The following is a 13,276-nucleotide window of genomic DNA, read 5'->3' as shown; positions in this document are numbered from 1 at the left end:
CACCAGGGCGCCGCAGCCTCGCCGCTCCTCGCGCGGCGGCCAAGGCCCCGGGCCGCGCCACCCGCCCCGATCCGGGGAAACTTCTGCGTGAAGCTCGATTCCCCGGCCGTTTCCGCTTATCTGGCTGTGCCACACCTGACTTCGGGAGGCTGAGCAGCATGGCTGGCCAAGATGCCTATGTCGCCGTCACGCGGGGAATCCGCGTCAGCGTGCGGACCTACTACCTGGCCGACCAGTCCTCGGAGGAGGAAGGGCGCTATGTCTGGGCCTACCGCGTGGAAATCGAGAACCAGGGGCGGGAGACCGTGCAGCTCCTGAAGCGAAGCTGGCTGATCACCGACGCCATGGCCCGCACCCAGCGCGTGCACGGGGATGGCGTGGTGGGGGAGCAGCCGGTCCTGGAGCCGGGGGAGAGCTTCGAATACACCTCCGGCACGCCGCTGCCCACGCCCTCCGGCTTCATGCGCGGCGCCTACCACATGGTGGCCACCGGGACGGGCGAGAATTTCGATGTCGAGATCCCCGCCTTCAGCCTCGACGCTCCGGACGGGCGCGTCACCCTGAACTGACACGCGCGATGGTTGCGGAACCTTCCGCAGCCCTGCCAAAACCCGATACTGGACGGACGCAGCCACCCCGGATGCCGGCGAGAGCCGGCGGGCAGAAGCCGCGCGCAGGCCGCACCCCATCCCCGGCCGGAATCCTGGCCTGGAATGGAATCAGAGGATTCGGAATTTGACCACCACACCCTTCCCTCCGCACCAGGAACCGGACGAACCCCGGCCGACGCAGCAGGACGCGGAGGATGCGATCCGGACGCTGCTGCGCTGGGCTGGCGACACGCCCACCCGCGAGGGGCTTCTGGACACGCCCAAGCGCGTGGCCAAGGCCTATCGCGAATGGTTCGCCGGCTATGAGGAAGACCCGGTCGAACTGCTCCAGCGCTCCTTCGAGGAAGTGGAGGGCTATGACGAGATGGTCGTCCTGCGCGACATCCGGCTGGAAAGCACCTGCGAGCACCACATGGCGCCGATCATCGGCCGCGCCCATGTCGGCTACCTGCCACGCGGCCGCGTGGTCGGCATCTCCAAGCTGGCGCGCGTCGTGGACGCCTATGGCAAACGCCTCCAGATCCAGGAGAAGCTGACGGCGCAGATCGCCAATTCCATCCAGGAGGTGCTGAACCCCTATGGCGTCGCCGTGGTGGTGGAGGCCGCGCACCAGTGCATGACCACGCGCGGCGCGCACAAGCCGGGCGTGACCATGGTGACCAGCCGCATGCTCGGCGCCTTCCGCGACCAGCGCAGCACGCGGCAGGAATTCCTGGCCATGATCGGCGCCCCGAGGGCAACGCCGGTCATCTGAGGCCGGAACCCTTCCCCCGGACCGGGTTCATCCGGGCCGGGCGGAACCTTCAGCGCGGCTCGGTGGAAACGGCCGGCGCCCGGGGATTGGCGTAGTAGTCCGGCTGCGGCACGGCCGGGGGCGGCGCATAGGGCCTTTCCCAGACGCTCCGCTCCGGCGATTCCGGCGGCTGATAGGGGGCCCGGTAGCCCTGCGGCGCGGGCTGGACCGCGGGGGGCGCGCAGCCCGCCAGAAGGGCTGCGGCCGCCAGCCCTGCCGCCAGCATGAGGCGCTTCATGAACGGCTCCACGTGGCCGGCCCCGGCATCGCCATCTCCGCGCGCGGCCCACCGGAGGCGGCGGGGGCGTTCGGCCGGTCACCGATCGGCGGCGGGCGCGGCACGGAATTGGGCGGCTCCGGCGCCGGTGCCGCCGTGCAGCCGGCCAGGGCGAGCAGGAGTAGCCCGGCGCCACAGGCCGCCCGGTGGGGGATGGCAGGCCGGGCCATGCTCATGCCACCGCCTCCAGCTCCACCTCGGCCACGAAGCGCGGGTCGGCGAAGCCATCGACCAGCACCAGCGTCGCGGCGGGCTGGTGGCCGTTCAGCCAGCGGTCCCGCCGCCGGCGCCAGGGGCCGATATGGATGCGCTGCACCAGATAGGCGGTCAGCCGCACGACATTCGCCGGGGTCATGTCATGCGCCTTCAGCACGATGTCGAGGTTGCGGAAGATCTGGTCGATCTGCTCGTCCGCATGGGCGGCGATCCGGCCGTCGGGCGTCACGCCCGGCTGGCCACTGACCACGAGCCGCCGGCTGGCACCCTGGATGAGGGCCGCATGGGAAAAGGCCGCCTGGGGCGCATGCAGGCCCTCGGGGTTCGAGGTGGTGATGATTCCCATGCTGGCACTCCTCCGGCTGATGGCCCGGTGGCCGGGTGCCCCGTGGCGGCGTCATGCCCGCCCGGGCACCGGCTCCGGGTTTTCCAGGAGCACCATCCTGCGGTTGTTCTTAGCTCGGCGGAAGCTCCTCGCGCTCGATACTGCCCGGCGCCGGGGTGGGGACGACCGGCGTCGTCTCCTGCACCCAGTCCCGCAGGTTCCGGCGCACCTGGACCTCGAACTCCACGTTCAGGTCGTCCATCGCCTTGCCGACCACCTCTTCCGCATTGCCGGCGGCGGTGCTGCCACTGCCCAGGTTCATCACAGCGCCCCGCCGCGCCTCGGCCTCCGCGAAGGCGAGCTGCTGCCCGTCCGCGCCCAGGATGCCGAGCCGGCAGCGCAGCACGCAGTCGAGTCGCTCGCTGGCATCGGTGAACATTCCGCCCGACTGGCGGCTGCGGGTCAGGGTCGCGGTTTCCACGGTGAAGACGGCCCGGCCGGTGGTGCCGGCGGCGGAAAGCCGGTCGCGCCCCATGCGCTCGACCTCCGTGGCCGGCACCAGCGGCGCCGGCGGGTCGGCCCTGATCATCGCGCCCGGCTGCGGCGGCGGGAAGTCGATCCCGGCCACGTTCAGGCGCAGCGGGGTCAGCCAGGCATAGCCTTCCAGCCGGCGCGGCCGTGTCACCGGTGCCTCTCCGCCGGAGCAGGCGGCCGCCAGGAGTGGCAACGGCAGCAGGAGGGCTTGGCGTCGGCCGATCATGCGGATTCGCAGCTCCCGGGGGGAAAGGCAGAGGGGCGAGAGGGTTAGCCGATCAGGCCCGCCCCGCACCAGAGCGCACATCCGCGCGGTCGAAGCGGAATTCGACGTTGCAGAACTCGCAGGTCATGGTGATCTGCCCCTCCTCGGCCATGTGGTCGAGATCGTCGCCCGGGAAGGATTGCAGCACCGAGGCGAGTCGCGCCCGCGAGCAGCGGCAGCCATAGGACAGCGCGCGGGCACGGTCGGCCACCAGCCCCTCCTCGTGGAAAAGGCGGTGCAGCAGGCGCTCCGGCGGCAGGGCGTCGTCCAGCAGTTCCTCATCCTTCAGCGTCCCGGCCAGGATGGTGGCGGTGCGCCAGGCCTCCTCCTGCTCCTCCTCGCCCAGCGTGCCGATGCCGCCCGCACCCGCCACGCGCTCCATGATCAGGGCGGAGGCACGCCAGCCGGAAGCGGTCCTCGCGGCGGCGAGGCGCACCCAGGCCCGGAGTTGCTCGGAGGTCTCGAAATAGCGGTCGGTCATCGCCGAGAGCGTCTCGCCCTCGATGGCGACGATACCCTGGTAGCGGTCCATGTCCTGGCCCTGGTCGCAGGTGAAGGCCAGATAGCCCTTGCCCAGCAGCGCCGCCGCCTCGCCCTGGGGCATGCCCTCGGCCCCCTCGCTGATCCGGGCATAGCCGCGCAGGCTGCCGGTATCGGTGCAGTCGGCCAGCAGCATGCCGACCGGCCCGTCACCCTTGGCCTGGAGGGAGAAGGAGCCCCGGAACTTCAGCGCCGCGGCGAGACCGGCGGTGAGCGCCAGCGACTGGCCGAGCAGCCGGGCGACATCGGGCGCGTAGTCGTGGCGGGAGATCAGAGCCTCGGCCAGTGGGCCGAGCCGCACCAGCCGCCCGCGCACGGGCCGGTTGGCGAGATGGAAGGGCTGCACGCCGCGCGGCACGACAAGATCCGGCACGGGCGGACGGTCGTGGTTCAGGAAGTCGGGCGTGGCGGAGGGATCGGTGACGTCTTTCACCGCGCCTAGATAGGCGCTGCCCGTTCCGCCTGCGAGATGCGGCGCCGCCCCTCTTTGCGAAGGGCGGCGATGCGGTCACGGGATACCCGCCCATTTCCCCGCGGATGGCGGGGCGGGCCGCCTCAGCGGCGGGCGGTGCCGGGGATGGCCTTCAGGGCGGTTTCCAGGTCCTCGATCAGGTCCTGCCGGTCCTCCAGCCCGATCGACAGGCGCACCGTGCCGTCGCCGATGCCCAGCTTGGCCCGCTCCTCGGCGCCGATCCGCATATGGGTGGTCGTGGCCGGATGGGTGATCAGGCTCTTCGAATCGCCCAGGTTGTTGGAGATGTCCACGACGCCCAGGGCATTCATGAAGGCGAAGGCGGCCTCGCGCCCGCCGGCCAGGTCGAAGGTGACCATCGTCCCGCCCGCCGACATCTGGCGCATCGCCAGTTCCCGCTGCGGGTGCGATTCCAGGGTCGGGTAGCGGGTGCGCGACACCTCGGGGCGGCCTTCCAGGAACCGCGCCACCGCCTCGGCCGACTGGCACATCGCCGGCATGCGGAGGTGCAGCGTCTCCAGCCCCTTGAGGATTACCCAGGCGTTGAAGGGGGACAGCGCCGGCCCGGTGTTGCGGGTGAAGGGCTGCAGCACCTCCTCGATCCACTTCTGCCGGCCCAGCACCGCGCCGCCGAGGGTGCGGCCCTGGCCGTCGAAATGCTTGGTGGTGGAATAGACGACCACATCGGCACCGAATTCCAGCGGCCGCTGCAACAGCGGTGTGGCGAAGACATTGTCCACCACCACCAGCGCCCCCGCATCATGGGCGAGGTCGGCCACCGCGCGCAGGTCCACCACGTCCAGCATCGGGTTGGACGGGGTCTCCAGCAGCACGAGATCGGCCGGCGTCGCCAGGGCCGCGCGCCAGGCATCGAGGTCACTGCCCTCCACGAATTCCGTGCGGATGCCGTAGCGGGGCAGCAGGGTGGAGACGATCCAGTGGCAGGAGCCGAACAGGGCGCGGGAGGCCACCACGCGGTCGCCGGCCTTGAGGTGGCTGAGCATCGCCGCGGAGACGGCCGCCATGCCGGTAGCCACGACGCGACAGGCCTCCGCCCCTTCCAGCGCCGCCAGCCGGGTTTCCAGCGCCGTCACGGTCGGGTTGCCGAAGCGGGAATACTGGTAGTGCGGCGCGGCGCCGGTGAAGGCGGCCTCCGCATGCTCGGCACTGTCATAGACGAAGCCGGAGGTGAGGAAGAGCGCCTCGGAGGTCTCGTCGAAATTGCTGCGGGCCTGGCCACCGCGCACGAGCAGCGTGGCGGGGCGGAGCGGCTTGTCGGAAAGGGGCTTGGCCATCAACCGGGTTCCCTGCGGACGAAGCCGGCCCGGTCGGGCGCCGCGGAAACGGCGCCACGGCCGTTTAGCGCGCTTCTTTCACCTCGCCGCAAGCTGGCCGGACAAATCGCGAGGGCGCCCTTCCGGACACAGCGCCGCTTCTAGATCAGATCCGGGGCTTCTGGGAACCCTCCCGGTCAGGTTTCCGGCCTCCGGTTTCATCATGCGTGAGCGCCATATCCGTGTGGAAAACATGACAGGCCGATAAGTTTTGCATCCACCATTACATTTTCCGGCGTTGCAGACTTGTAACCGTTCACGAATCCGATATTGATAACCACTCGCATTATCAATCTGAGGGGTTGTTTTCGTGGTGACTCGCAGTGGAGTGCGCGACCTGATGACGCAGGGCGCGCTGGTGGCCGGGCTTGCCGTTTCCGTCTCGGCCGTGGCCCAGGCGCAAACCGCCAGCCCGGCGACGGATGGCACGGCGCCGGTGCAAAGCCAGGCCCCGGTCTTCAGCCCGTCTCCCGTGGTCATTCCGCAGGTGAACGTGGAGGGCGCGACACCGCCCAACACGCTCCGCCGCCGTACCGGCATCGACCGCCTGCCGGACACGATCCAGGACACGCCGCAGACGATCAACGTGGTGCCGCAGGAGGTCCTGCGTGAGCAGAACGTCACCACGCTGGAGCAGGCGCTGCGCAACGTGCCGGGGATCACCGCCTCGGCGGGCGAGGGCAATGGCGGCGTAGCCGGCGACCAGTTCCGCATCCGCGGCTTCAATGCCCAGAACGACCTGTTCACCGATGGTCTGCGCGACTTCGGAACCTATGTGCGCGACGCTTTCACCACGGAGGAAGTGCAGGTCCTGAAGGGACCCTCCGGCTTCGCCCTGGGCGGCTCCGGCACGGTGGGCGGCGGTGTGAACCAGGTGAGCCGCCTGCCGCATCTGGGCAACAGCTATGGCGGCGTGGCGACGGGCGGCATGGGTCCCTTCGCGCGTGCCACCGCCGACGTGAACGTGCAGGTGGGCGAGACCAGCGCCGTGCGCCTGAACATGATGGGCCAGAGCAGCCAGACCGTGAGCCGGGACGGGCAGGACCAGCGGCGCTGGGGCATCGCGCCTTCCGTCGCCTTCGGCCTGGGCACCGACACCACCGCCACGGTGGAATACCTGCATTACCAGTACGACCAGGCCACCGAGAGCGGCGTTCCGATCGTCACGCCCTTCGGCGGCATCGGGCGCCCGGCCACGGAGTTCGGCCTCAACCGGCGCAGCTGGTACGGCAATCAGGGCGATCGCGACAAGGTCGAGGTGAACCGCCTCACCGCCACCCTGCAGCATCGCGTGAACGACTGGCTGACCCTGAACGACAGCTTCCGCACCTCCTGGGTCAAGCGCGACTTCGCCTACAGCCCTGTCTCCTGCGGCACCGGCACCACGCTCGCGGCCTTCAACGCCAGTTGCTCGGGGCAGTTCCTGGCCGGCAGGAATCCGGCGGTCTCCTATACCGGTGGCATCGGTGCCTATACGCAGGACACCTGGGGCATCCAGAACATCGCCACCGCGAATGCCAAGTTCGACACATGGACACTGCGTCACGAGCTGACGGCGGGTGTGGACATCGCGCATGAGAGCACGGACCGCACCGGGCTCAACACGGTCGGCACGCGCCTGTTCCCCACCATCCGAAACCCGGATAACCGCTATAGCCTGAGCTTCACCACGGGCGACGCGTTGCGCAACACGGACACGACCAATCTCGGCCTGTTCATGCGCGACCGGATGTGGCTGATCCCGGAACTCTCGGTGATCGGCGGCTTCCGCTACACGCATTACAACCTGGACTACACGGCGGGCAACCGGGGCGCCCGGCCCACCACCGATATCAGCAGCACCGAGGACTTCGTCGATCCGACCGCCAGCCTCGTCTGGGAACCGACGCCGGCGCAGACCTACTACTTCTCCTACTCGACCTCGACCACGCCGCCGGGCGCGAACTTCACCACCCTGCCCTTCTCGGTGAACCCCAATGTCGAGCCCGAGCGCAACGAGAACTTCGAGATCGGCGCCAAGATCGGCGTGTTCGACAACCGGCTGGGCCTCTACACCTCGCTGTTCCGGATCAACAAGAAGAACGCCACCGTGCCGCTGGAGGATGGAACCGTCTATTCCACCAGCGACCGGCAGCGGGTGCAGGGCGTCGAGGCGGGCGTCACCGGCCGCATCACCTCGGCCTGGAACGTCAATGCCAACTACACCTACCTCGACAGCGAGACCACGCGCTCCACGACAGCCGCCAATGTGGGCAAGAACGTGCAGTACGTGCCCAAGCACGCGGCTTCGCTGTGGACGACCTATGAGATCGCGCCGCAGACGCCCTACAACGTCACGCTGGGTGGTGGCATGTTCTATCGCAACTCGGTCTACCTGAACGCCGCCAACACGGCGAAGGTCCCGTCGAACCTGAGCTTCGATGCCATGATCTCGCACAAGCTGGCCGAACAGCTCACCATCGCCGTGAATGGCTACAACCTCGGCAACGCCCTGAACTACGACTCCCTGTTCGGAGGGCGCGTGATCCCGGCTGCGGGGCGCACCATCCTGGTGTCACTGGCGGCGAACTTCTGATACGGCCGCCGGCACGACCTGCCGGCGGTCCCTGAGTGCCACAGGAACAGGAGGCGCCCGCGATCCGGCATCGCGGGCGCCTCCTCACCCGTTTCCGGGGCCGCCCTCCCGGCAGCCCCCCCAAGGATGGAGGTGATCTCCGATGCTCGTGCGCATTTCCAACGTGCTGACGGCCGAGGAAGTCGCCTATGCCCGGCAGAGGCTGGAGGCCGCGGCCTGGGAGGATGGGCGCACCACCGCCGGCGCGCAGTCGGCCCTGGTGAAGAAGAACCTGCAGATCCCGGAGAATTCCCCGGTGGCGCGCGAACTGGGCGACCTCGTCCTGAGGGCGCTGGGGCGCAACCCGCTCTTCTCCACCGCCGCCCTGCCGCTGCGGGTCTATCCACCCATGTTCAACCGCTATGATGTCGGCATGACCTTCGGCGCGCATGTGGACAATTCCGTGCGCCTCGTCCCCGGGGCGGGAATGCGCATCCGCACCGACGTCTCCTCCACGATCTTCCTGACACCGCCCGAGGATTATGATGGCGGCGAGCTGGTGGTGCAGGACACCTATGGAGAGCAACGGGTGAAGCTGCCGGCGGGGGACATGGTGGTCTATCCGGCCACCAGCCTGCACAGCGTGACCGAGATCACCCGGGGATCGCGCTGGGGCTGCTTCTTCTGGAGCCAGTCCATGGTCAAGGACGATGGCCAGCGGGCCCATCTCTATGACCTGGACATGGGGATCATCGAGCTCCGCCGTTCCCTGCCGGACGACCATCCGGGCGTGCTGGCGATGACCGCGAGCTACCACAACCTCCTCCGGCGCTGGGCGGAGATGTGATGGCCGCCGGCCCGACGGCGCGCGGGTCTCTTGCCCGCCCCGCGCGGCCAGGGTAGAAGGGCGGCACCTCGGCTGCGGGCGTAGTTCAGAGGTAGAACGTCAGCTTCCCAAGCTGAATGTCGTGGGTTCGATTCCCATCGCCCGCTCCACCCTCCCTTCCCCTTCCCGGCTGTTCGCCGGCCCCGGTTTCCGCTGTTGGGAAGCCGAATCGTTCCGCCCCCGCCGGCCTCAGAAGCCCGTGAGGCGGGTGGGGACAGCCTTTCACCGCACCGCAGCATGCGTTCAATGGGGGCAACCCTGACAGGAGCATCCATGCGGCATCCCCTCATCCTCTCCACTCTGCTGGCCCTCGCGAGCTGCGGCTACGAGGCGTCCGACACGGCGCATCAGGCGCAGGTCAACATGGTGGGCATGACCGCGGCCGATCTGCAGTCCTGCGCGGGGGTGCCTGACAAGACCAGCAAGATCGACGCGCGCACGCAGATCTTCACCTATGCCCTCAAGAACGACTCCACGGGCGGCATCGAGGTGACGCTGCCGGTGATCGGCGGCGGCTACACGATCGGCGGCAGTGGATCGAGCTGCACGGCCAATTTCAGGGTGGTGGACAACAAGGTCGCCGCCCTCTTCTACAGCGGCAACAACGACCGCGTGGTGGGCGAGGACGGCGTCTGCGAGCCCATCATCCGGGGCTGCATGCGGCGCCCGCAGTCGAGCATGCTGCCGGTCAGCCAACAGATCAATGCCTCCCCCTTCTCGCAGCCGCCCGCGCCGCCGACGCCCGTCGAGACGGCACCCCCGGCCCCGGTGGTCGATCCGGATGCGGTGGCGCGGATGCCCACGGTCGGGCGGTAGGAGGAAAGGCGATGGCGAGGGGAGGGGAGCCCCCTCGCCCCGGTTCAGCCGGCGCCCAGCGCCCAGAGCAGCACGCCCTTCTGGGCATGCAGCCGGTTCTCGGCCTCGTCGAAGACCACGGATTGCGGGCCATCGATCACCTCGTCGGTGATCTCCTCCCCGCGATGCGCCGGCAGGCAGTGCATCACGATCGCGTCCGGCGCCGCATGGCGCAGCAGGGCGGTGTTGAGCTGGTAGGGGGCCAGCAGGTTCTGGCGGCGGGCGGCGGTGCCGTCCTCCTCGTCCGACATGCTGACCCAGGTGTCCGTTACCACGCAGCGCGCGCCGCGCACGGCGGCCACCGCATCGTCCGTCACCTCGATCCGCGCCCCCTCTGCCCGGGCCCAGTCCACCAGTTGCGCCGGCGGCGAGAGTTCCGGCGGCGTGGCGACGCGCAGCGTGAAGTCGAAGCGCGCCGCGGCCTGGATGAAGGAACGGGCAACGTTGTTGCCATCGCCGGTCCAGGCCAAGACCTGCCCCGCGATGGGGCCGCGATGCTCCTCGAAGGTCATCACATCCGCCATGATCTGGCAGGGATGCGACAGGTCGGTGAGGCCGTTGATGACCGGCACCGTGGCGTGCTCCACCAGCTCGCGCAGCTTTCCGGCGGAATCCGTGCGCAGCATGATGGCGTCCACGTAGCGGGACAGGACGCGGGCCGTGTCGGCCGGGCTCTCGCCGCGCCCGAGCTGGCTGTCCTTGCCGCTCAGCACCACCACATCGCCGCCGAGCTGGCGGATGCCGACCTCGAAGGAGACGCGGGTGCGGGTGGAGGGTTTCTCGAAGATCAGTGCGACGGTCTTGCCGGCCAGCGGCCTGTCCGCCATCTCGCCGCGCTTGCAGCGCATGCCGAGGTCCAGCATGTGCCGCAGCGTCGGGGAATCATGGTCCGACAGGTCGAGGAAGTGCCGGAGGGAGGGCTTCCCCTCCCCCGACACGCTTCCAGATAAGGACCCCGCCACGGGCCTGAGCGCCGCGCTCATTGGGCCGCCACCTTGTCGCGGGCGGGCTCCATGCGGGCCGCGGCGCGGTCGAGGCGGCTCAGCGCCTCGTCGGCCTCGGCCTCCGTGATGATCAGCGGCGGCGCCAGACGCAGCACGTTCATCCCGGCAGCGACGGTGAGGAGCCCTTCCTCCACCGCCATGGCCTGCATGGCGGTGTTGGACACGTCCTCGCGCAGCCGCAGGCCGATCAACAGGCCGGCGCCCTGCACGCCCATCGCCACATGCGGATGCCGCGCGGCGAGGTCCTGCATCCCGCGCCAGAGATGACGCGCGACGCGATCCACGCCATCCAGGAATCCCGGGGCGAGGATCACGTCCAGCACGGCATTGCCGGCGGTGCAGGCCAGCGGATTGCCGCCATAGGTCGTGCCATGCGTGCCGGGCACGAGGTACTTGGCCACATGCTCCCGGGCCAGCACGGCGCCGAGCGGAAAGCCGCCGCCGATGCCCTTGGCCGAGGACATGACATCCGGCTCGATCCCGGCCCACTGGTGCGCCCAGAGCTTGCCGGAGCGGCCCATGCCCGTCTGCACCTCATCCAGCGCCAGCAGCAGGCCGTACTCGTCGCAGACGGCGCGCAGTTCCCGCAGGAAGCGCAGGTCGGCGGGGCGCACGCCGCCCTCGCCCTGGATCGGCTCGATCATGATACCGGCGGTGTTCGGCCCGATGGCGTCGCGCACGGCGTTCATGTTGCCGAAGGGGACATGATCGAAGCCGTCCACCGGCGGGCCGAAGCCGGCCAGGTATTTCGGATTGCCCGTGGCCGACAGCGTGGCCAGGGTGCGGCCGTGGAAGGCGCCCTCGAAGCAGATCATGCGGAAGCGCTCGGGGCGGCCGGTCTCGGCATAGTGCTTGCGCACCGCCTTGATCATGCCCTCGTTCGCCTCGGCGCCCGAATTGCAGAAGAAGACGCTGTCGGCGAAGGAACTCTCCACCAGCCGCTGTGCCAGGCGCTCGGCCTGCGGCACGCGGTAGAGGTTGGAGACGTGCATCACCTTGCCGAGCTGCCCGGCAATGGCCTCGGTGAGATGCGAATGCGCGTGGCCGAGGCTGGTGGTGGCGATGCCGGAGCCGAAGTCGAGGAATCGTCGCCCGTCTTCCGTCCACAGCCAGGCGCCCTCGCCCCGCTCGAAGGCGAGGTCGGCGCGGTTGTAGGTCGGCATCAAGGCGGGGATCACGTGTCGGTTCATCCAGAAATCGACTCCCGGCCCGGTGCGACGGCCGCAGCCGGACGGGGGAGTCAAGACCATGCCGCAAAGGCAAAAGACGGTCAAAGCGTGGACCGGCCGGTGGCCACGAAAAATTCGCTCCCCACCTCCGTGGGACACGAAAAAGGGGGCCGGCGTGCCAGCCCCCTTCGCGCCGCCTCATCCTGGCCCTGAGGGCCATCGCCCCGGAGGGCCCGGCTCAGCGCCGGCAGTCGTTCGGATCGGTGGTGTTGAGCGCGCGGCTGACCACGGTGCCCGGCGGGTTGTTGGGCGTGCAGTCGCGCTGCTGCGGATAGGCGCCGGACGTGTTCGTCCCGGCGGCACGGTCCAGGGTCCGCTCCGCGGCGGTGCCGGGCGGGTTCGCGCGGGTGCCGTCCGACTGCGCCGGATAGGCGCCCGAGGTATTGGTCCCGGCGGCGCGGTCCAGGGCCCGCTCCGCCGCGGTCCCGGGCGGGTTGCCCCGGCTGCCGGGCCCATGGTCGCAGGCAGCCAGTCCAGCCAGGGCGGTGAAGGCGATAAGGCCGCGTAGCATCGGGCGGTGGATCATCCCTGAGGAACTCCTGATCTGTTCTTGCCCCGGATGGGGGACATGACCGCAACGTTGCCCGGCGGAGAGGGTTCCGCACAAACAAGGTTACGGCGCCGCAAGAGGAGAGCGGGATGCCGCACAGGAAAACGGCCCGGACGCACGAGGCGCCCGGGCCGCTCGGGACATGGCCTGACGGCGGATCAGCCGCGGTTGCGGGTGGCGTCGTAGCTGAAGGACGGGAGGGCGGTCAGGCTCTCCTTGGTGACGCCATTCAGCACCCAGCGGTCGTTCTCGCCATTCCAGCGCAGTTGGTCGAAGGGCACGCTGACCAGCTTGGCACCGATGCCGAGGAAGCCACCCACGGACAGGATCGCCGTCGGTGCGCCGCCATGGCCGATCAGCAGGTCGTCCACCGAGCCGATGGTCTCGTTGCGGTCGTTGTACACATTGGCGCCGATCACCTTGCTCGCCCGGTCGGACTGGGCGGCATGGGTCATGCCCATGGTACCGCTGCGAGTGGCGTTGTTGGTGCCCGTGTCACTGGTCGCGCGGTCGGCGGCGCGGCTGGCCGCGGTGCCGGACGGGTTGTTGGCCGTGCCGTCGCTGTTCTGCGGATAGGCGCCGCTCATGTTCGTGCCGAGCGCCCGGTCCGCCGCCCGGCCCAGCGCCGTGCCTGGCGGGTTGCCGGGCGTGCCGTCGGCCGGGGTGTTGCTGCCGGTCGCGGCATCGGCTGCCCGCTGCGTGGCGGTGGAGGGGGGATTGCCCGGGGTGCCGTCGCGCGGCGTCGAGGTGTTCTGGGCCATCACCGGCAGGGCCAGCAGCGCGGCCACGGCGGTCATGGAGAGGAGGTTCTTGCGCATCGTTCGATCTCTC

At 69.6% G+C, this 13,276-nt stretch carries 15 protein-coding genes, 1 tRNA gene and 1 riboswitch; of the genes, 6 read left to right on the top strand and 10 right to left on the bottom strand.

All coding sequences use genetic code 11. The features are described 5' to 3' along the window. Positions 1 to 158: 158 nt before the first annotated feature. Positions 159 to 569: a Co2+/Mg2+ efflux protein ApaG gene (gene apaG / locus MVG78_RS09445; protein WP_247550949.1), complete on the top strand. Its 411-nt coding sequence runs from the start codon at positions 159 to 161 to the stop codon at positions 567 to 569. A 166-nt stretch (positions 570 to 735) separates the two neighbouring features. Beyond that, entirely contained in the window at positions 736 to 1,365 is a 630-nt protein-coding gene (folE, locus tag MVG78_RS09440) for a GTP cyclohydrolase I FolE (protein WP_247550947.1), read from the top strand. Positions 1,366 to 1,414: 49 nt separating this feature from the next. Here the strand turns inward: folE and MVG78_RS09435 are convergent, their stop codons facing one another. From MVG78_RS09435 to metZ, 6 genes are all read right to left on the bottom strand, one after another. Further along, entirely contained in the window at positions 1,415 to 1,642 is a 228-nt protein-coding gene (locus tag MVG78_RS09435; RefSeq protein WP_247550945.1) for a hypothetical protein, read from the bottom strand. Next, positions 1,639 to 1,857 carry a hypothetical protein gene (locus MVG78_RS09430; protein ID WP_247550943.1) on the bottom strand — a complete coding sequence of 73 codons (219 nt, stop codon included), beginning with the start codon at positions 1,855 to 1,857 and terminating at the stop codon, positions 1,639 to 1,641. Before MVG78_RS09430 ends, MVG78_RS09435 begins: the two co-directional genes overlap by 4 nt. Beyond that, entirely contained in the window at positions 1,854 to 2,243 is a 390-nt protein-coding gene (locus MVG78_RS09425; RefSeq protein WP_247550941.1) for a RidA family protein, read from the bottom strand. The genes MVG78_RS09430 and MVG78_RS09425 overlap by 4 nt, the downstream gene beginning before the upstream one ends. A 109-nt stretch (positions 2,244 to 2,352) precedes the next feature. Next, complete coding sequence (locus MVG78_RS09420; RefSeq protein ID WP_247550939.1) at positions 2,353 to 2,982, bottom strand: hypothetical protein; 630 nt, start codon at positions 2,980 to 2,982, stop codon at positions 2,353 to 2,355. 52 nt (positions 2,983 to 3,034) lie between these two features. Beyond that, positions 3,035 to 3,994, bottom strand: a complete 960-nt coding sequence (gene hslO / locus MVG78_RS09415) for an Hsp33 family molecular chaperone HslO (RefSeq protein ID WP_247550937.1) — start codon at positions 3,992 to 3,994, stop codon at positions 3,035 to 3,037. 122 nt (positions 3,995 to 4,116) lie between these two features. Next, a complete protein-coding gene (gene metZ, locus MVG78_RS09410) occupies positions 4,117 to 5,328 on the bottom strand; it encodes an O-succinylhomoserine sulfhydrylase (RefSeq protein ID WP_247550935.1) in 1,212 nt (403 codons plus the stop codon). A gap of 44 nt (positions 5,329 to 5,372) precedes the next feature. Next, positions 5,373 to 5,451: riboswitch (SAM riboswitch) on the bottom strand. Between the two features lie 229 nt (positions 5,452 to 5,680). Between metZ and MVG78_RS09405 the strand changes: the two genes are divergently transcribed. The 4 genes from MVG78_RS09405 to MVG78_RS09390 all read left to right on the top strand — a co-directional run bounded on the left by MVG78_RS09405 (position 5,681) and on the right by MVG78_RS09390 (position 9,623). Then, positions 5,681 to 7,942: a TonB-dependent receptor gene (locus MVG78_RS09405; RefSeq protein ID WP_247550934.1), complete on the top strand. Its 2,262-nt coding sequence runs from the start codon at positions 5,681 to 5,683 to the stop codon at positions 7,940 to 7,942. A 142-nt stretch (positions 7,943 to 8,084) separates the two neighbouring features. Beyond that, positions 8,085 to 8,768 (top strand): Fe2+-dependent dioxygenase, encoded by a 684-nt coding sequence (locus MVG78_RS09400; protein ID WP_247550932.1) that lies wholly within the window; start codon positions 8,085 to 8,087, stop codon positions 8,766 to 8,768. Between the two features lie 74 nt (positions 8,769 to 8,842). Next, positions 8,843 to 8,917: transfer RNA gene (locus MVG78_RS09395), tRNA-Gly, on the top strand. A gap of 163 nt (positions 8,918 to 9,080) precedes the next feature. Then, positions 9,081 to 9,623, top strand: a complete 543-nt coding sequence (locus tag MVG78_RS09390; RefSeq protein ID WP_247550930.1) for a hypothetical protein — start codon at positions 9,081 to 9,083, stop codon at positions 9,621 to 9,623. 44 nt (positions 9,624 to 9,667) lie between these two features. On the opposite strand, the gene argF is transcribed toward MVG78_RS09390, so the two are convergent. The 4 genes from argF to MVG78_RS09370 all read right to left on the bottom strand — a co-directional run bounded on the left by argF (position 9,668) and on the right by MVG78_RS09370 (position 13,263). Continuing rightward, a complete protein-coding gene (gene argF / locus MVG78_RS09385) occupies positions 9,668 to 10,645 on the bottom strand; it encodes an ornithine carbamoyltransferase (protein WP_247550928.1) in 978 nt (325 codons plus the stop codon). After that, positions 10,642 to 11,844: an aspartate aminotransferase family protein gene (locus MVG78_RS09380; protein WP_247560372.1), complete on the bottom strand. Its 1,203-nt coding sequence runs from the start codon at positions 11,842 to 11,844 to the stop codon at positions 10,642 to 10,644. Before MVG78_RS09380 ends, argF begins: the two co-directional genes overlap by 4 nt. 229 nt (positions 11,845 to 12,073) lie before the next feature. Then, the gene (locus MVG78_RS09375) at positions 12,074 to 12,406 is read right to left on the bottom strand and encodes a hypothetical protein (RefSeq protein ID WP_247550926.1); all 333 of its coding nucleotides are present in this window, start codon (positions 12,404 to 12,406) and stop codon (positions 12,074 to 12,076) included. A gap of 197 nt (positions 12,407 to 12,603) precedes the next feature. Continuing rightward, the gene (locus tag MVG78_RS09370) at positions 12,604 to 13,263 is read right to left on the bottom strand and encodes a PRC-barrel domain-containing protein (RefSeq protein WP_247550924.1); all 660 of its coding nucleotides are present in this window, start codon (positions 13,261 to 13,263) and stop codon (positions 12,604 to 12,606) included. Positions 13,264 to 13,276: the final 13 nt, after the last annotated feature.

The sequence above is a fragment of the Roseomonas gilardii subsp. gilardii genome (genome assembly GCF_023078375.1).
Taxonomy (GTDB): domain Bacteria; phylum Pseudomonadota; class Alphaproteobacteria; order Acetobacterales; family Acetobacteraceae; genus Roseomonas; species Roseomonas gilardii.
This window is presented reverse-complemented; position numbering and strand designations above follow the sequence as displayed.

Excerpts from the sequence above, each read along its gene's own strand:
- apaG (WP_247550949.1), top strand. The coding sequence starts at position 159 with ATGGCTGGCCAAGATGCCTATGTCGCCGTCACGCGGGGAATCCGCGTC.
- MVG78_RS09435 (WP_247550945.1), bottom strand. The coding sequence starts at position 1,642 with ATGAAGCGCCTCATGCTGGCGGCAGGGCTGGCGGCCGCAGCCCTTCTG.
- MVG78_RS09430 (WP_247550943.1), bottom strand. The coding sequence starts at position 1,857 with ATGAGCATGGCCCGGCCTGCCATCCCCCACCGGGCGGCCTGTGGCGCC.
- MVG78_RS09425 (WP_247550941.1), bottom strand. The coding sequence starts at position 2,243 with ATGGGAATCATCACCACCTCGAACCCCGAGGGCCTGCATGCGCCCCAG.
- MVG78_RS09420 (WP_247550939.1), bottom strand. The coding sequence starts at position 2,982 with ATGATCGGCCGACGCCAAGCCCTCCTGCTGCCGTTGCCACTCCTGGCG.
- metZ (WP_247550935.1), bottom strand. The coding sequence starts at position 5,328 with ATGGCCAAGCCCCTTTCCGACAAGCCGCTCCGCCCCGCCACGCTGCTC.
- MVG78_RS09400 (WP_247550932.1), top strand. The coding sequence starts at position 8,085 with ATGCTCGTGCGCATTTCCAACGTGCTGACGGCCGAGGAAGTCGCCTAT.
- MVG78_RS09390 (WP_247550930.1), top strand. The coding sequence starts at position 9,081 with ATGCGGCATCCCCTCATCCTCTCCACTCTGCTGGCCCTCGCGAGCTGC.
- argF (WP_247550928.1), bottom strand. The coding sequence starts at position 10,645 with ATGAGCGCGGCGCTCAGGCCCGTGGCGGGGTCCTTATCTGGAAGCGTG.
- MVG78_RS09375 (WP_247550926.1), bottom strand. The coding sequence starts at position 12,406 with ATGCTACGCGGCCTTATCGCCTTCACCGCCCTGGCTGGACTGGCTGCC.
- MVG78_RS09370 (WP_247550924.1), bottom strand. The coding sequence starts at position 13,263 with ATGCGCAAGAACCTCCTCTCCATGACCGCCGTGGCCGCGCTGCTGGCC.